Here is a 14,856-nt window from a genome sequence, read left to right on the forward strand (position 1 = left end):
GGGCAAGGGGTGGCATGAGAGGAGTGGGGGGCGGAGCCATTCCCTCGTCAGCATCCGCTGCCCGATATTCACTGTCCGCGACGCTTTACGGCAGGCGGTTGGCCTTCTGCAGCAACTGCTTGGTCTGGTCGTCGGTCAGGCCCTGCAGAAAATCGTCCATCTCCGGATCGATCAGTCCGGCGCGCCGTGCGACGACGTACCAGGCGCCGGCAAGGATCGGATCCGGATCGGTGCCGATGCCGCCCATGTATAGCTTGGCGAGGCGGTTCTGGGCGGCGACATTGCCGCCCTCGGCGGCCTGTTTCATCCAGCCGAAGCCGGACTTCAGGTCGCGGGCGCCACCGCGTCCCTCGATCATCCAGGCAGCGAGATCGATCTGCGCCGTATCGTAGTTCTGCCTTGCTGCCTGCGCCAGCAGGCCGCGCGCCTGGGCATCGTCGCGCAGCTTGCCGCCGACGCCATTGGCATAGACCTGCGCCAACGCATATTGCGCGTCGGCAAGGCCGGTCGCGGCGGCGCGCTGATAATAGGACACGGCCTTTGCGATGCCGGCATCGCCGGGGTCCTGCCGCACCAGCAGCTGCGCGAAATTGAACTGCGCCAGACGGTTGCCGGCCTCGGCGGCGGCCTGCATCAGCGCGTAAGCCCCTTTCTCGTCCTTCTTGACGTAGCGGCCGTCGAGCAGCATCAGCGCATATTGGAACTGCGATTCCGGTATCCCCTGCTCGGCGGCAAGCGCGTACCACTTGGCCGCCTCCGCCGCGTCGACCGGCACGCCAAGGCCGCGCGACAATATCTCGGCGACCAACGTCTGCGCCGCCGGATCGCCGTTCTGGGCGCGAACCAGAGCGAGGTTGTAGGCCGTCTTGTAAAGGCCGCGCTGGAAGGCGCCATAGGCAGAATCCGACGGCTTTGCACCGAAGCGGTCGGGATTAATGGCGTCGGCCGACGGCAGCGGCGCCGTGGTGGCGGGCTGCGGCAGCGGCGTGGCGATCGGCTTGTCCGTGCTTGCAGCGGTGTCGGGCTTCGGTTGCGGCAATGGGACGGTTTCCGCCACGGCGACCTGCACCGTGAGCTGCGCAAGCAAAGCACCGAAAAGGATTGTCGGCGCTGGCACGTCAGTCCTCGAAACGCGGCGCGGTTTCGTCGAGCAGCGCGTTGGCGCTGGCGACTGCCATCTTTGGGTCGATGCCCTCGGCAAAGACGGCGCTGGACAGCGCCACGAATTCGGCGCCGGTGGCAGCCACCGCTTCCACCGAAGTGATGTCGGACCCGGCCATGACGATGCAAGGGATCTGGATCACATCCGCCCACCATTGCCCCAGCGACAGGTTGCGTGGGTGCGGCTCCGGCTTGTTGTCGTAGCCGAAGCGGCCGAAGAAGATGTAGTCGGGCCTGAGTTCGCCGAGTTCCAGCGCATCGTCGCGGGTCTTGGCGCCGCCGGTGCCGACCATCATTTTTGCCTGGAAACGCTCGATCGTCTCGGCGAGTTCGGCCTTGCCGGCCTCGACATGAAGGCCATCGGCCTGGACGCGGCCGGCGATGCGGGTGTCGCCGGCAATGATGACAGCGATGCCTGCCGCTTGCGCCGCCGGCACGATCTGTTCGGCGAAGGCCTGGAAGGAGGCTTCGTCCATGTCGTTTTCGGGCAGGATCAGCGAGGCGACGTCGCCGCCCTCGAACGCCGCGCCGATGTGCTCAGCCGGCATGCCGGGCGGCGCGATCAGCACGATGCGGCAGCGATTTGGAGGCGTCGCGTCGTTCATTGGTTTTTGACCCCGGTTTTCGCCTATGCCGGGCGAAGATGGTTGCATTGCGGCATAGAGCAAAGTGCCGGCCTTGAACAGGCGGGCGGCCAGGACCGTTGGCGCATGATTGTCGCACGGCGACGTTGTTGCCTCACTTGATTGCCTGGGTGCTCTCGGCTGGGGTCTTCGATTTCCACAGCGTCCAGCCAAGATTCATGCCGGCGGCGGCGACCAGGATGGCGGCGCCGCCGACCATCTGGGCCGGATGCAGGCGGTGGCCGAAGGCGACGACATCGACCAGGATCGCGACCACAGGGTAGATGAAGGACAGCGACCCCTGCAGATAGGTTGGCAGTTTCTGAATGGCGCCGTACATCAGGATGTACATCAGGCCGGTATGGACGACGCCAAGCGTCGCCAGCATGCTCCAGCTCCACACGTCGGCGGGAAGGTGGGAAAGGTTGGCGAAGGGTGCCAGGATGACGACGCCGACGCAGACCTGGATGAGGGCGATCAGGTGCGGCGACGTGCCTTTGAGCTTCTTGGTGACGATGGCGGCGACGGCCCAGAAGAAAGCCGCACCCAGCGCCATCGCGATGCCGATAAAATAATCCGTGCCGACATTACCTGTATTGGGGCCTGCATCGGAGCCGGCATCAGGCGAGCCTTGCACGATCAGCAGCATGCCGGCGAAGGCGATGCCAAGCCAGGCCAGCTTTGTCAGGGTCAGCCGCTCTGAGAAGAAGAGCGCGCCAAAGCCGACCAGCATGAAGGGCTGCGTGTTGTAAACAGCCGTGGCGATCGAGATCGAGGCGCGGGAAAACGAGCTGAACAGCAGCAGCCAGTTGATGACGATGGCCGCGCCGCCAAGGGCCGCAATCGCCACGATGCGCAGTGACAGCGTGCCGCGCAGCAGCCCCAGGGCAGCGCAGATGATCAGCAGCGTTATAGCGCCGAAGGCGCAGCGCCAGAAGACGACGTCCATGATGGGCTCGCCCGACATGACGACGAACCATCCGATCGTGCCGAGGATCACCATTGCGGCCGTCATTTCGACCGTGCCACGCACCGCGCTGTCCATGAATATTGCCTCTCGAAACGCTGATGGTTGATAATCCCATGCCACATCAGCGCTTTCAATAATTTGCGCCGGGTGATATGCCCGTTATGCCTAATTAAATAAGGTGAAGATGGCCTTTTCCTTGGGAATGTCAAATGCTGGACGATCTGGACCGACGCCTTCTCGAAAGCCTGATCAAGGATTCGCGAACCTCATTGAAGGAACTGGCCCAGCAGGTAGGACTGTCATCGCCGAGTGTCGCGGAACGCCTGCGTCGGCTGGAGGATCGTGGCGTTATCAGGGCCTTCACCGTCGAAATCGATCCCCAAGCGCTCGGCTACACTTTGCAGGCGATCGTTCGCATCCGGCCCTTGCCGGGCAAGCTGCATATTGTCCAGAAGCTGATCGAGGAGATTCCGGAATTTGGCGAATGCGACAAGGTGACGGGCGACGACTGCTTTGTTGCCCGGCTGTTCGTGCGCTCGATCGGCGACCTCGACAAGCTTCTCGACCGTATCGCCGACAAGGCCGAAACGAGCACAGCCATCATCAAGGCGCAGCCGATCCGCAGGCGCCCGCCGCCACTCGGCGCAACTGCCTCCTCAAAACCGTGACAGGCCTCAGCACGAACGACCACAGCGTCGTGTGCGCATTTGCAGTCGCGGCGCGAAGGTTTATCGGCTATTCCAGCGTCTACACGCTTTCCCTCCAACTGCTCCCCGACGATGTCAGGCTTGCTACTCGATCCGTGGTTCTATGCCGCCGCCATTCCAGCCGTCATCCTGGTCGGTCTGTCCAAGGGCGGCTTTGGCGGCGCGGTCGGTTTCGTCGGCGTGCCGCTGATGGCGCTGGCCATGCCGCCGGTGCAGGCAGCCGCCATCTTGCTGCCCATACTGTGCCTGATGGACATCGTCTCGGTGTGGACATGGTGGGGGGTCTACGACCGCAAGATGCTTGCGGACATGATGCCTGGGGCAGTGATCGGCATCGGCCTCGGCTGGCTGACCGCGGCGCTGGTGACAGCGGAAATGGTGCGGCTGATTGTCGGCGCCGTGGCGATTATCTTCGTGCTTCGCTGGGTCTATCTACAGGTGCGGCACGGTGCGCGCCACTCGGCCGAGCCCAACCGCGCGGCTGCCGCACTCTGGGGGACGGTCGCCGGCTTCACCAGCTTCGTCGCCCATGTCGGCGGCCCGCCCTTTCAGGTCTATGCGCTGCCGATCCGGCTCGATCCGAAAGTGCTGTCGGGCACCGCCGCAATCTTCTTTGCCGCCACCAACGCGTTGAAGCTCATCCCCTATTTTGCGCTCGGACAGTTCGACACCACCAACCTGACCGCATCGGCGGTTCTGGTACCGCTGGCGCCGCTCTCGACCATCGCCGGCGCCTGGCTGGTGCGGCGGATGCGACCGGAACTGTTCTACCCCTTCACCTATGCGACCGTAGCGGTCGTCGCGGTCAAACTCCTGTGGGACGGGATCGCCGGCCTTCTCTAGATTGCCAGCCGATGGAAGTTGCCGGCAGCCGAGCCGTCAGCAGCGTCACGGCGGTTTCAGGCGGGCGCGATGCGACATCGTCCAGAAACATTGCCGATGCTAATGCGCCGATGCCGGGGACCCGGTGGCGGGGCGACCGCCTGATCTCAACCCATTCCCATGACGGGAAAAGGCAATTCGGGGCATAACATGCAAAAGGTAGCACGAAACTTCTTCACGCTGGCCGTCTTCTACGCACTCGCCGGGATGGCGCTCGGCCTACAGATGGCGATCAGCAAAGATCATGCGCAGATGCCAACCCACGCCCACATCATGGTGGCCGGATGGCTGATGTCGGCGGTGTTTGCATTCTTCTACCATCTGTTTCCGGCAGTCGCGGAAAAGACGCTTGCCACCGTCCATTTCTGGTTGACGGCAATCAGTGGCACCGGACTGTTGATCGGCCTTTGCATCATGCTTGCCGGCAACCCGGCGATCGAACCGCTGGTGGCAACATCCTCGATGGGCTTTTACGCTGGGCTGCTGCTGTTCGCTTACATCGCGCTGCCGGTGGTGTGGAAAGCCGAACGGCATGCTGAGACGCAAAAGGCCTGAGTCCAAAGGTCTGGGCCCCAAAAAGCCTGGAGTTATTGTGCTGTTACGGCACAGGCGGGCGACGCTTGATCAAAAAATATCCTCGCCGTTAAGGCTTCATTAAGCTTTACAGGCGTTTACTATGCGCATCCAGTGATCTGGATTCTTACCGAGTGGTTGGAGCCACTTTGTTTGACGCCTCCCTGTTAAACTCCTGAGAGCCGCCTTATCCGCGGCTCTTTTTTTTCGGCGACCCGGATTGCCGGTCGCCCGCGCCGCTGCGTCGCCGTTAACCGTTTGTTAAACATGTGCTTGCCTTCACCGGCGGCGAAGCGCATTTTCAAGCCTCGGTCATTTAGGGTGCAGGCGTGGCGGCGATGACGCCGATTCGGCCGGCTGTTAGGCAAGTGCAGGGCGTATCGATGAACGATCCTTCGAAGGGAAGCGCGAAAACCATCAAGCTGGCGGAGCGCCGGGTTTTCTCCCAATCCTTCAAGCCGCTCTACCAGGAAGGCATGGGCCTGGTCGAGCAGGCGGCCGAATATCTGGACGGCAAGGGCCGGGCCGAGGCGAAGAAACTGTCCAGGCTGGCGGCGACGCTCTATGCGGCCGAGTCGATGCGACTGACCACGAGGCTGATGCAGGTCGCCTCCTGGCTGCTTCTGCAGCGCGCCGCGAATTCCGGCGAAATGACTCGCGATCAGGTTGCTTCCGAAAAATCCAAGGTGCGTCTCGACACCGCTTCCGCCAACAACGATGCCGCAGGCTGGGTCGAGCTGCCCAAGGATTTTCTTGACCTCATCGACCGCTCGCTGCGCCTGCAGGCACTGGTGCGCCGCATGGACGAGGAAATCTACGGCGGCGCCGTGGCCGAGGCTGCGCCATCCGGCCGCCGCACCAATCCGGTTTCCGACCAGATCACGCTGCTCAACACGGCTTTCGCCCGCGGCTGACAGACTGCTCGATATCGAAGATGTTCGAAGGCCATCCACACTTTACGATCTTCCCCTGCGATGCCGTGGACGTGATGCCGCTTCTTGGCCCCGATCCCGACGCATGAGGGAGTGCCATGACCGAGCATCGAATCTATTCCATGAGCTTTGCCAGGGTCTATCCGCACTATGTCGCCAAGGCAGAAAAGAAAGGCCGCACCAAAGCCGAGGTCGATGAGATCATCCGCTGGCTGACGGGCTACACCCAGAAGCGGCTGGACGCCCAGCTGGGGAAGAAAACCAGCCTGAAGGATTTCTTTGATCAGGCGCCTCAACTGAATCCTTCTCGGAATTTGATCACGGGGGTGATCTGCGGTGTCCGGGTGGAAGACATCGAAGACCCGCTGATGAAGGAAATCCGCTACCTCGACAAGCTGATCGACGAGCTTGCCAGGGGCAAGGCGATGGAGAAGATCTTGCGGAAATGACGCGATCGCACGATCGCATCGACTGCGATCCGACAATGACGCGAACGAGCATCGTGGGGCCGGAAGCGGAACGTTCGCTTTCGGGATGATGGCGCTAGAAAGCCGACCTTTTCATCCAGCCGACCGCCTTGCGCCAGAAGCTGGCCTCCGTGATTTCATATCCAAATATCGCGTTTCAGATCGGATACCTGAAGAACGCCGTTGGCGAGGGTAGCGACGGCATCGACAACGATGGACACAGCGAATCGACATCGACACAGGGCGGCTTCGGCCGCCACGTTTGATGGCAACGGATGACGTTCAGGGCTAGTTGCACGGCGGCGACGAGCCCGACACGATGTCGCAGGCGAATCCACGCGACGGGCAGCAAGGGCCGTCGCCGACTCTATGTTCCCTTCACGATTCTCGGCTTTGGTGGTCGGCGGGATTGAGCCGCACTCTCAAGGGGCAAGGCCAGCCGCTTCTCGTCTTCGATGGCGCGATCGACTGCCTCGATTTCCTCTTGGAGTTCCTTTAGCTTGGCTCCGTAGCTGGAGCCGTCGCTGTCCCCGATCTGAAAGCCGCTTGCCCGCATTGCGTCGCGGGTATGGTGCACGTTACGGACTCCTTCGCGTCGAGTCGCGACCAGGATTTCCCTGAACTCTCCAAGACGTTCAACGTGATTTCGAGTCATTGCGTTCTCCTATTTCGTCGTCATCGGCGCTGACGGCGATTCAGCACGGCTAAAACTTACGGCGCAGAAGGTTTAAGCGACTCTAAAGAGATACGCTCGACAAAACATGAATGCGGAAGCTCAAATTTGACCCTTGCAATAAAGTGGAGCGCGGGAGGCGGCGTTCATCCATTGTGCGGTAGCCTTCCGGGCTCAGGAAGAACTTCGACGCGCATCGGATGCTCTCCGCGCACCAGAAGCGGCGCTGGCCCCTGGTCGAGACGCCCGAGCCGGATCAGGCCGCGCGACCACCGATAGGGACCATGAAACATCGCAAGATTGCCCAAGGGGCGTAGTAGCAAAGATCGCCAACCGCCTCGTTCCCGAAGCGACCGCCGCCTTCCGGCGCAATCGACGCTCAGCCATACAATCAAGCAGCTCGAAGCGCGCATGGGCATCCGCCTGCTGACCCGCACCACGCGCAACGTCGCAACGACGATCGCGGGCGAACGGCTGCTGCAGACAATTGCGCCGAGCATCGCCGAAATCGACGACGAGATCGCGGCGCTGACGGCGCTCCGCGACAAGCCGTCAGGCTCGATCAGGCTGACCCTGTCCGACCATGCACTCGAAAGCGTGGTCTGGCCCAAGCTCAAGCCGGTGCTTGTCGCCTATCCCGATATCAGCGTCGAACTGATCCTGGACAGCACCTTCCGCAACATCGTTGAGGAAGGCTTCGACGCCGGCGTCCGGATTGGAGAGAGCGTTGAGAAGGATATGATCGCGGTGCGCATCGGTCCCGACTGGCGTCTGGTCGCCATTGCTTCGCCTGCCTATCTCGCCGCGCATGGTGTGCCCGAGCACCCGCAAGAACTGATTCGGCATCTCTGTATCAACATGCGTCATGAAAGCGCCGGCGGCCTTTACGCCTGGGAGTTCGAGAAGGATGGGCAGGGGCTCCGCGTTCGAGTGAACGGTCAACTGACCTTCAATAATACTTATGCCATGATCGATGCGGCGGCCAGTTGATACGGCATGGCCTACGTCCCGGAGAACATCGTCGAGCAGCACATCGCACGTGGCAAACTGGTTCAGCTTCTGGACGATTGGTCGCCGTTTTTTGAAGGCTATTTCCTCTACTATCCGAGCCGTCGTCAAAATCTTCCCGCGTTCAAGGTCATCGTCGATGCGCTACGACATCGGAATTGAAGCGAGGGGATCTAAACCGTGCGATTGGCTCACGCCCTATTAGGACGCAGCGGAACCGTTTCTGGTTTGTTCACATTTCGCTGGCATCGCTGTCCGCCACGGGTAAACTTGGCGGATGGGGGAAACGATTCGCATTATCGGCATCGATCCGGGGCTGAGGCGCACCGGTTGGGGCATCGTCGAAAGCCTCGGCAACTCGCTGCGCTTCGTCGCCTCCGGCACCGTGCGTTCCGACGACAAGGCGACGCTGGCGACACGGCTTTGCCAGTTGCATGACGGACTTGCCGAGATCCTGCATGCCGCCATGCCGCACGAAGCAGCGGTTGAGCAGACCTTCGTCAACAAGGATGCGGCCGCGACGCTGAAGCTCGGCCAGGCGCGCGGCATCGCCATGCTGGTGCCGGCGCTGGCCGGCCTGGTCGTTGCCGAATATGCGCCCAACGCCGTCAAGAAGGCGGTGATCGGCGTCGGTCATGGCGACAAGAAGCAGATCCACATGATGGTCAAGGTGCTGATGCCGAAGGCGACGTTCGACACCGACGATGCCGCCGACGCGCTGGCCATTGCCATCTGCCACGCGCATCACCGGCAGAGTGTTGTCTATAGGTTGGCGGCGCTGGCATGAGGGACCACACATGATCGGCAAGCTAAAAGGCACGCTGGACGAGGTCGACGAGGATTCCTGCATTATCGACGTGCATGGCGTAGGCTATGTCGCCCACTGCTCGACGCGCACGCTGGCCGCCTTGCCGGCCCCCGGCGAGGCGGTGGTGCTGTTTATCGAGACCTATGTCCGCGAAGACATGCTGCGGCTGTACGGTTTCCAGTCGGTGCTGGAGCGTGAATGGTTCCGGCTGTTGATGAACAATGTGCAGGGCGTTGGCGCCAAGGTGGCGCTGGCCATCCTGTCGACGCTGGCGCCGGCCGATCTCGCCAATGCCATCGCATTGCGGGATATTGCCATGGTCAGCCGCGCGCCCGGTGTCGGCAAGAAGGTGGCCGAGCGCATCGTCACCGAACTGAAGAACAAGGCGCCGGCCTTTGCCGGCGCTGCCTCCGGCACCATCGGCCTGAAGCAGGAGCTTGGCGAAGGCGTCGCGCCGGCGCCAATCACCGACGCCGTCTCGGCGCTGGTCAATCTCGGCTATTCACGCGATACCGCCGCCAATGCGGTGGCGGCGGCGCTGAAAAGCGCCGGCGAGGACGCGGATGCGTCGAAGCTGATCCGCTTCGGACTGAAGGAACTGGCGCGGTGAGTCTGCGCTTGTCCCGTTCTCTGCCCTGTGCAAGGAAGGCGGCATGAGCCTTTCGCCACGCCTCATTGCTCCCGACAAGCGCGGCGAAGATGCCGAGCAGACCTTGCGGCCGCAGACGCTCGGCGATTTCGTCGGCCAGGCGGCGGTGCGGGCCAATCTCAAAGTGTTTATCGAGGCCGCCAAGGGCCGCAGCGAGGCGCTCGACCATGTGCTGTTCGTCGGGCCGCCCGGCCTCGGCAAGACGACGCTGGCGCAGATCATGGCACGCGAGCTCGGCGTCAATTTCCGCTCGACCTCCGGTCCGGTCATCGCCAAGGCCGGCGATCTCGCAGCACTGCTCACCAATCTCGAAGACCGCGACGTGCTGTTCATCGACGAGATCCACCGGCTCAACCCGGCGGTCGAGGAAATACTCTATCCGGCGATGGAGGATTTCCAGCTCGACCTGATCATCGGCGAAGGGCCGGCGGCGCGTTCGGTCAAGATCGATCTTGCCCGCTTTACCCTAGTCGCTGCCACCACCCGGCTCGGCCTTTTGACCAATCCGCTGCGCGACCGCTTCGGCATTCCGGTCCGCCTCAATTTCTACTCGGTCGAGGAACTGGAGCAGATCGTGCGCCGCGGCGCCCGCATCCTTGCCATGCCGCTCGGTGACGATGGCGCGCTGGAGATCGCGCGGCGCGCGCGCGGCACGCCGCGCATCGCCGGCCGGCTGTTGCGCCGCGTGCGTGATTTTGCCTCCGTCGCCGGCGACGGTCACGTCGACCGCCAGATCGCCGACGAGGCGCTGACGCGGCTGGAGGTCGATGCGCTCGGCCTCGACGCGCTCGACCGCCGCTATCTCTCGATGATCGCTCGGAATTTTGGCGGCGGGCCGGTCGGCATCGAGACCATCGCGGCAGGGCTTTCCGAGCCGCGCGACGCCATCGAGGACATCATCGAGCCCTATCTGATCCAGCAGGGTTTTGTTCAGCGCACGCCGCGCGGCCGCGTGCTGACCACCAATGCCTGGCGGCATCTCGGCCTCGATGCGCCGAAGGACCTGGCGCAGCAACAGATCAGCCTGTTCCAGGAAGAGTAGCGTCCGCGCGGCGTTGCGGTCTTTGTTGCTGCGCAAATTTCCTAATCCTGGTCAGCTTGCCGGCGCATTTGCGGGCTCTAACGCTTCGCTGTGGGGACCGTCGGTTCCACGAGCGACGGGGTTGAGCAATGATCACCAGACGCGGCTTCCTGCGACTCATCGGCGGTTCCTTTTTATCTGCCGTGTCGCTCAGTACTTATGCGGTTGGCCTCGAGCCGATGCTGCTGACGCATGTAAAGCGCTATTCATTGACCCCGCCAAACTGGCCTGCAGGGTTTCGGCTTCGCGTCCTCGCTCTCGCCGATATTCATGCCTGTCGGCCATGGATGACGCCGGAGCGGATCAGGTCGCTTGCCGAACGGGCGAACAGCCTGCAGCCGGATCTGATTGTCCTGCTTGGCGACTATGCAGCCGGCACACGCCTGGTCACAGACTGGGTGGCTTCCTCCGAATGGGCGCCGGCCTTGTCAGGCCTGAAGGCGCCGCTCGGCGTGTGGTCCATCCTTGGCAATCACGACTGGTGGGAGGACCTTTCCGCGCAGAAGGCCGGGTTGGGGCCGACGGTGGCGCGCCGGGCGCTCGAGAGCGCCGGCATACCGGTCCTGGAAAACGATGTGGTGCGCCTGGAAAAAGACGGGCATGGCTTCTGGGTCGCCGGACTTGCCGACCAACTTGCGCTGCGGCCGGGCAAGGCCTGGGGCCGCAGCAGGTTCAAAGGACTGGACGATCTGCACGGCACGCTGGCAAAGGTAAGCGACAAGGCTCCTGTTATCCTGCTGGCACATGAGCCGGACATTTTCCCGAAGGTCCCGCCACGGGTATCGTTGACCCTTTCGGGTCATACCCATGGCGGACAGGTGCGGTTGCTCGGCTATTCTCCGGTCGTGCCGTCCCGCTTCGGCAACCGTTTTGCCTATGGCCATGTCGTGGAGGAGAACCGTAACCTGATCGTCTCCGGAGGTCTCGGTTTCAGCATCCTGCCGGTGCGTTTCGGGATGCGCCCAGAGATTCTCTCGATCGAATTGGGTTCGGCGCTTCAATGAAGTGACCTGATCGCATCCATCACATCCGGCTCGACCTTGTCGCCGTCGAAAGCGTCGACGATGCCGAAGGCGCCGCCATAGCTCCAGACCGACCATGCGAAGTCATGGGCTTCGGCGCGCGCGATCATGTCCCTGACATAAGCGGCACGGCATTCGGCCGGCATCTCGTAGGGATTGCCGTATTCCTGGCGGATCATGCCGAATTCGCCGAGCGTGATGTTCTCCGGTTTGATGCCGTTGGCCTTTGCCCAGGCCTCGACCCTGGTGAACGGCGCCTCCATCGTCTCGCGCAGCTTCTCATCCGTGTCCAGGCTGGCGACCTGCTCGTCGAGATAGGCAAGCAGGCCGCTCTGGCGCGCCCATGGCGCCTCGGCCTTGATCCTTGCGCGGATCGTATCGAGCGCAGCATCCAGTTGGGCGCGCGGGACGGCGCTGAGCGGATAGGGCAGGCCGGTCACATAAGGGATGAAGTCGCCGGCCCAGGTCGCGCCCTGATGGGTCAGCAGGAACGGCTCGTAGGAGTGAAAGGTCCAGATGATGTTGTCGTCAGGGATCGCCTTCGGATCGATCTTTGCCAGCGATGCCGCATTGGAATAGCAGGCGCCGGTCAGGATCAGGGTGAGCCTGGTGGCTGACGAACGCGCCGCCGCGAACAGTTTCTGCTGGCGCTCCGGCCACAGGCCGGTGCCGTCGGCGTCGCAGTCGATGACCGGCTCGTTCATCGGCTCGAAAGCGACTTGGCGCGGATCCTCGTCGGCCAGCGTGCGCGCCATCTTGCGCACCATTTCGACATAGGCGTCGAACATTTGTGGATCGTCCATCACCTCGCCCATGCCGATCTTGCGGCTGCTGCCGCCAGGGATCAGGTGCATGTCGACGATCACCTTCAAGCCGGCGCGATTGATCATGCGCACCGAGGCCAGCACACTGGCATAGAGCTCGTCGCGCAGCGTCAGCGTCTCGCCGGACAGGAACGGCGACGGATCGACCGGCATGCGCAGGAAATCGAAGCCGGCGCTCTTCAGCGCCTTGAGGTCGTCGTCGTTGAGGAACTTGCGCCATTCCGGATAGGGCAGGATTGCCCGTGGGTCGCCCCATTTGTCCTCGCCCGGCCATGTCGTCCATTGGTCGAGATTGAGGCCGCGCTTCATCATAAAGCTCGCCGCCTGGCCCGACGGCACCAGCGCGGCCAGCGCAAGCAGCGCTGCCATTAAGGTCTTGATCATCGCCGTCAACAGTGCCATCGGGTTCATGCGCCAAGTTAATGTGTGTCGCCCAAACTGTGTAGCGGTTTTGGGACAACGACGCGCCCGGAACCTGAACCGCGTCGCGCTTTAGGTGCCCGGTCAGGCCAAAAAAGGAAAGCGCGATGGACGATCATGGGGAATCAGCGGCGCTCTGCGCCGGGCTTTCCGGCGCGTTGACCGAATTCGGCCACCGGCTGATGGCGCGGGTCTATTATGCCGATACCGATTTCTCGGGCGTCGTCTATCACGCGCGCTATCTCGAATTCTTCGAGCGCGGCCGTTCCGATTATCTCAGGCTTGCCGGCGTCCACCACACCGAGCTCGCCGACGGCAAGCATGGCGAAAGAATAGTCTGGGTGGTGCGGCGCATGGAGATCGACTTTCGCGGCTCCGCCCGCATGGACGATGTCTTGACCATCGAGACGCGCACCGATGACATTTCGGGCGCCCGCATCTTCATGGCGCAGCAGCTGAAACGCGGCGGCGAAGTGCTGGTCGAGGCGCGGGTCGAGGCGGCGATCGTCGGCGAGAACGGCCGGCCAAGGCGCTTTCCGAAGGAATGGGTCGCAGCCTTCATGCCCAACCAAAATCGATAAGTTCAAATCGGCAAGCTTCCGACGCCAATGATCCGCTGACCATGCCAGGCGGCCCGCCTAAAGCGCGTCAATGCGCCGCGCTGTGAGTCCTAACCCATCCTTAACCATAACGGTTCATGAAGAGAGTGGTGAAGATTGGAGGAATCCAGCGCCTTCCTTTCACCAAGATTTGCCCTGAAAAGGCCGCCAACGGTGCATTTTGGGGTTATTCCGCAAGCTTTGCGCGAACGGATTACAAGGGATGCCGATGGGCCAGCCGCCAGCCGTGCCCGGAAAATTCTTAAGGACGTAGCCATGGAAAATATCGCACTCGCCGAACCGGGCGCGCATTTGTCGATTTGGGCGCTGTTCACGCAGGCCGGCTGGGTGGTCAAGCTGGTCATGATCGGGCTGCTCTGCGCCTCGATCTGGACCTGGGCGATCATCGTCGACAAGCTCGTCGCCTACGGCCGCATGCGGCTCGCGCTCAATCGCTTCGAACAGGTGTTCTGGTCGGGGCAGTCGCTGGAAGAGCTCTACCGCACGCTCGCCGACCGCAAGACGACCGGCATGGGCGCGATCTTTGTCGCCGCCATGCGCGAATGGAAGAAGAGTTTTGAGAAGGGGGCGAAATCGCCGCTTGGCCTGCAGACCCGCATCGACAAGGCGATGGACCTGGCGCTGACCCGCGAAATGGAAAAACTGGAAGGACGGCTTGGCTTTCTCGCCACCACTGGCTCGGCGGCGCCGTTCATCGGCCTGTTCGGCACGGTGATCGGCATCATGACCTCGTTCCAGGCGATCGCCGCATCCAAGAATACCAGCCTGTCGGTGGTCGCACCCGGCATTGCCGAGGCACTGCTGGCCACGGCAATAGGCCTGCTGGCGGCTATCCCCGCCGTCATCGCCTACAACAAGCTGTCGTCGGACGCGAGCAAGATCGCCGTGCGCATGGAAGGGTTCGCGGACGAGTTCTCCGCCATACTCTCGCGCCAAATCGATGAAAAAGTCGCGCAGAAGACCTGAGGAACAATCATGGGAATGTCTGTAGGCGCGGGTGGCGGAGGACGCGGTGGTCGCGGCCACAGGCGGCGCGGCCGTCATCACGCCATGATATCGGAAATCAACGTCACGCCGATGGTCGACGTGATGCTGGTGCTGTTGATCATCTTCATGGTCGCCGCACCCTTGCTGACGGTCGGCGTGCCGATCGACCTGCCGGACACGCAGGCCAAGGCGATGAATGTCGACACGCAGCCGATCACCGTTTCCATCAACTCCGCCGGCCAGATCTATCTCCAGGAGACTGAAATCCCGGTTGAGGAGCTGGTGGCGAAGCTGCAGGCGATTTCGAAGACCGGCTATGACGAGCGCATCTTCATCCGCGGCGACAAGTCCACCGACTATGGCACGGCAATGAAGGTGATGGCCCGTATCTCGGCCGCCGGCTACAAGAACATCGGCCTGGTTTCGTTGCAGGAACAGGATCAGTAGAC

The 14,856-nt window shown here is 62.5% G+C and carries 18 protein-coding genes and 2 pseudogenes; 14 read left to right on the forward strand and 6 right to left on the reverse strand.

Going from position 1 to position 14,856, the window contains the following annotated elements; all coding sequences use genetic code 11:
* Positions 1 to 85 precede the first annotated feature (85 nt).
* From AC0L2K_RS22635 to AC0L2K_RS22645, 3 genes are all read right to left on the reverse strand, one after another.
* Complete coding sequence (locus AC0L2K_RS22635) at positions 86 to 1,117, reverse strand: tetratricopeptide repeat protein (RefSeq protein WP_473532369.1); 1,032 nt, start codon at positions 1,115 to 1,117, stop codon at positions 86 to 88.
* Position 1,118: 1 nt separating this feature from the next.
* Entirely contained in the window at positions 1,119 to 1,766 is a 648-nt protein-coding gene (locus AC0L2K_RS22640) for a thiamine phosphate synthase (protein ID WP_091593557.1), read from the reverse strand.
* Positions 1,767 to 1,899: 133 nt separating this feature from the next.
* Positions 1,900 to 2,829 carry a DMT family transporter gene (locus AC0L2K_RS22645; RefSeq protein WP_473532370.1) on the reverse strand — a complete coding sequence of 310 codons (930 nt, stop codon included), beginning with the start codon at positions 2,827 to 2,829 and terminating at the stop codon, positions 1,900 to 1,902.
* A gap of 134 nt (positions 2,830 to 2,963) precedes the next feature.
* Here AC0L2K_RS22645 and AC0L2K_RS22650 point away from each other — a divergent pair, with 134 nt between their 5' ends.
* The 6 genes from AC0L2K_RS22650 to AC0L2K_RS22675 all read left to right on the forward strand — a co-directional run bounded on the left by AC0L2K_RS22650 (position 2,964) and on the right by AC0L2K_RS22675 (position 6,581).
* A complete protein-coding gene (locus AC0L2K_RS22650) occupies positions 2,964 to 3,422 on the forward strand; it encodes an Lrp/AsnC family transcriptional regulator (RefSeq protein ID WP_091593435.1) in 459 nt (152 codons plus the stop codon).
* Positions 3,423 to 3,533: 111 nt separating this feature from the next.
* A complete protein-coding gene (locus AC0L2K_RS22655; RefSeq protein ID WP_473532371.1) occupies positions 3,534 to 4,304 on the forward strand; it encodes a sulfite exporter TauE/SafE family protein in 771 nt (256 codons plus the stop codon).
* A gap of 189 nt (positions 4,305 to 4,493) precedes the next feature.
* Complete coding sequence (locus AC0L2K_RS22660) at positions 4,494 to 4,898, forward strand: hypothetical protein (RefSeq protein WP_473532372.1); 405 nt, start codon at positions 4,494 to 4,496, stop codon at positions 4,896 to 4,898.
* 401 nt (positions 4,899 to 5,299) lie between these two features.
* Complete coding sequence (gene rcdA, locus AC0L2K_RS22665; protein ID WP_287067967.1) at positions 5,300 to 5,830, forward strand: protease adaptor protein RcdA; 531 nt, start codon at positions 5,300 to 5,302, stop codon at positions 5,828 to 5,830.
* 116 nt (positions 5,831 to 5,946) lie between these two features.
* The gene (locus AC0L2K_RS22670) at positions 5,947 to 6,297 is read left to right on the forward strand and encodes a DUF2200 domain-containing protein (RefSeq protein ID WP_128245951.1); all 351 of its coding nucleotides are present in this window, start codon (positions 5,947 to 5,949) and stop codon (positions 6,295 to 6,297) included.
* Positions 6,298 to 6,425: 128 nt separating this feature from the next.
* Complete coding sequence (locus tag AC0L2K_RS22675; protein ID WP_473532373.1) at positions 6,426 to 6,581, forward strand: hypothetical protein; 156 nt, start codon at positions 6,426 to 6,428, stop codon at positions 6,579 to 6,581.
* A 101-nt stretch (positions 6,582 to 6,682) separates the two neighbouring features.
* On the opposite strand, the gene AC0L2K_RS22680 is transcribed toward AC0L2K_RS22675, so the two are convergent.
* Together AC0L2K_RS22680 and AC0L2K_RS22685 are read right to left on the reverse strand one after the other, a co-directional pair.
* Positions 6,683 to 6,970: a hypothetical protein gene (locus AC0L2K_RS22680; protein WP_128172642.1), complete on the reverse strand. Its 288-nt coding sequence runs from the start codon at positions 6,968 to 6,970 to the stop codon at positions 6,683 to 6,685.
* A 164-nt stretch (positions 6,971 to 7,134) separates the two neighbouring features.
* Positions 7,135 to 7,361, reverse strand: a pseudogene (locus AC0L2K_RS22685) (cyclophilin-like fold protein); the annotation flags it as partial.
* On the opposite strand from AC0L2K_RS22685, the pseudogene AC0L2K_RS22690 reads away from it, so the two are divergent.
* From AC0L2K_RS22690 to AC0L2K_RS22710, 5 genes and pseudogenes are all read left to right on the forward strand, one after another.
* Positions 7,355 to 8,158: pseudogene (locus AC0L2K_RS22690) on the forward strand (LysR family transcriptional regulator); the annotation flags it as partial. The pseudogenes AC0L2K_RS22685 and AC0L2K_RS22690 overlap by 7 nt on opposite strands.
* A gap of 115 nt (positions 8,159 to 8,273) precedes the next feature.
* Positions 8,274 to 8,783 carry a crossover junction endodeoxyribonuclease RuvC gene (ruvC, locus tag AC0L2K_RS22695; protein ID WP_023799993.1) on the forward strand — a complete coding sequence of 170 codons (510 nt, stop codon included), beginning with the start codon at positions 8,274 to 8,276 and terminating at the stop codon, positions 8,781 to 8,783.
* A 10-nt stretch (positions 8,784 to 8,793) separates the two neighbouring features.
* Positions 8,794 to 9,414, forward strand: coding sequence for a Holliday junction branch migration protein RuvA (ruvA, locus tag AC0L2K_RS22700; protein ID WP_287175883.1), 621 nt, complete (start codon positions 8,794 to 8,796; stop codon positions 9,412 to 9,414).
* 43 nt (positions 9,415 to 9,457) lie between these two features.
* Positions 9,458 to 10,495, forward strand: a complete 1,038-nt coding sequence (gene ruvB / locus AC0L2K_RS22705) for a Holliday junction branch migration DNA helicase RuvB (RefSeq protein WP_473532374.1) — start codon at positions 9,458 to 9,460, stop codon at positions 10,493 to 10,495.
* A gap of 128 nt (positions 10,496 to 10,623) precedes the next feature.
* A complete protein-coding gene (locus AC0L2K_RS22710; RefSeq protein WP_473532375.1) occupies positions 10,624 to 11,538 on the forward strand; it encodes a metallophosphoesterase in 915 nt (304 codons plus the stop codon).
* Here the strand turns inward: AC0L2K_RS22710 and AC0L2K_RS22715 are convergent.
* Positions 11,532 to 12,782 carry a glycoside hydrolase family 5 protein gene (locus AC0L2K_RS22715; RefSeq protein ID WP_473532376.1) on the reverse strand — a complete coding sequence of 417 codons (1,251 nt, stop codon included), beginning with the start codon at positions 12,780 to 12,782 and terminating at the stop codon, positions 11,532 to 11,534. The genes AC0L2K_RS22710 and AC0L2K_RS22715 overlap by 7 nt on opposite strands.
* A gap of 125 nt (positions 12,783 to 12,907) precedes the next feature.
* Here AC0L2K_RS22715 and ybgC point away from each other — a divergent pair, with 125 nt between their 5' ends.
* From ybgC to tolR, 3 genes are all read left to right on the forward strand, one after another.
* The gene (gene ybgC, locus AC0L2K_RS22720) at positions 12,908 to 13,381 is read left to right on the forward strand and encodes a tol-pal system-associated acyl-CoA thioesterase (protein WP_473532377.1); all 474 of its coding nucleotides are present in this window, start codon (positions 12,908 to 12,910) and stop codon (positions 13,379 to 13,381) included.
* 294 nt (positions 13,382 to 13,675) lie between these two features.
* Positions 13,676 to 14,386, forward strand: a complete 711-nt coding sequence (gene tolQ / locus AC0L2K_RS22725) for a protein TolQ (RefSeq protein WP_292488509.1) — start codon at positions 13,676 to 13,678, stop codon at positions 14,384 to 14,386.
* A 9-nt stretch (positions 14,387 to 14,395) separates the two neighbouring features.
* Positions 14,396 to 14,854: a protein TolR gene (gene tolR / locus AC0L2K_RS22730; protein WP_065011259.1), complete on the forward strand. Its 459-nt coding sequence runs from the start codon at positions 14,396 to 14,398 to the stop codon at positions 14,852 to 14,854.
* The last annotated feature ends 2 nt before the right edge of the window (positions 14,855 to 14,856 follow it).

The organism is Mesorhizobium sp. WSM4817, from assembly GCF_055811135.1.

Bases quoted from the DNA above. Each gene is read 5' to 3' on its own strand.
- AC0L2K_RS22670 (WP_128245951.1), top strand. From the start codon at position 5,947: ATGACCGAGCATCGAATCTATTCCATGAGCTTTGCCAGGGTCTATCCG.
- ybgC (WP_473532377.1), top strand. From the start codon at position 12,908: ATGGACGATCATGGGGAATCAGCGGCGCTCTGCGCCGGGCTTTCCGGC.
- AC0L2K_RS22640 (WP_091593557.1), bottom strand. From the start codon at position 1,766: ATGAACGACGCGACGCCTCCAAATCGCTGCCGCATCGTGCTGATCGCG.
- AC0L2K_RS22715 (WP_473532376.1), bottom strand. From the start codon at position 12,782: ATGGCACTGTTGACGGCGATGATCAAGACCTTAATGGCAGCGCTGCTT.
- rcdA (WP_287067967.1), top strand. From the start codon at position 5,300: ATGAACGATCCTTCGAAGGGAAGCGCGAAAACCATCAAGCTGGCGGAG.
- AC0L2K_RS22680 (WP_128172642.1), bottom strand. From the start codon at position 6,970: ATGACTCGAAATCACGTTGAACGTCTTGGAGAGTTCAGGGAAATCCTG.
- AC0L2K_RS22650 (WP_091593435.1), top strand. From the start codon at position 2,964: ATGCTGGACGATCTGGACCGACGCCTTCTCGAAAGCCTGATCAAGGAT.
- AC0L2K_RS22645 (WP_473532370.1), bottom strand. From the start codon at position 2,829: ATGGACAGCGCGGTGCGTGGCACGGTCGAAATGACGGCCGCAATGGTG.
- ruvC (WP_023799993.1), top strand. From the start codon at position 8,274: ATGGGGGAAACGATTCGCATTATCGGCATCGATCCGGGGCTGAGGCGC.
- AC0L2K_RS22655 (WP_473532371.1), top strand. From the start codon at position 3,534: ATGTCAGGCTTGCTACTCGATCCGTGGTTCTATGCCGCCGCCATTCCA.
- tolQ (WP_292488509.1), top strand. From the start codon at position 13,676: ATGGAAAATATCGCACTCGCCGAACCGGGCGCGCATTTGTCGATTTGG.
- AC0L2K_RS22660 (WP_473532372.1), top strand. From the start codon at position 4,494: ATGCAAAAGGTAGCACGAAACTTCTTCACGCTGGCCGTCTTCTACGCA.
- ruvB (WP_473532374.1), top strand. From the start codon at position 9,458: ATGAGCCTTTCGCCACGCCTCATTGCTCCCGACAAGCGCGGCGAAGAT.
- AC0L2K_RS22710 (WP_473532375.1), top strand. From the start codon at position 10,624: ATGATCACCAGACGCGGCTTCCTGCGACTCATCGGCGGTTCCTTTTTA.
- tolR (WP_065011259.1), top strand. From the start codon at position 14,396: ATGGGAATGTCTGTAGGCGCGGGTGGCGGAGGACGCGGTGGTCGCGGC.
- ruvA (WP_287175883.1), top strand. From the start codon at position 8,794: ATGATCGGCAAGCTAAAAGGCACGCTGGACGAGGTCGACGAGGATTCC.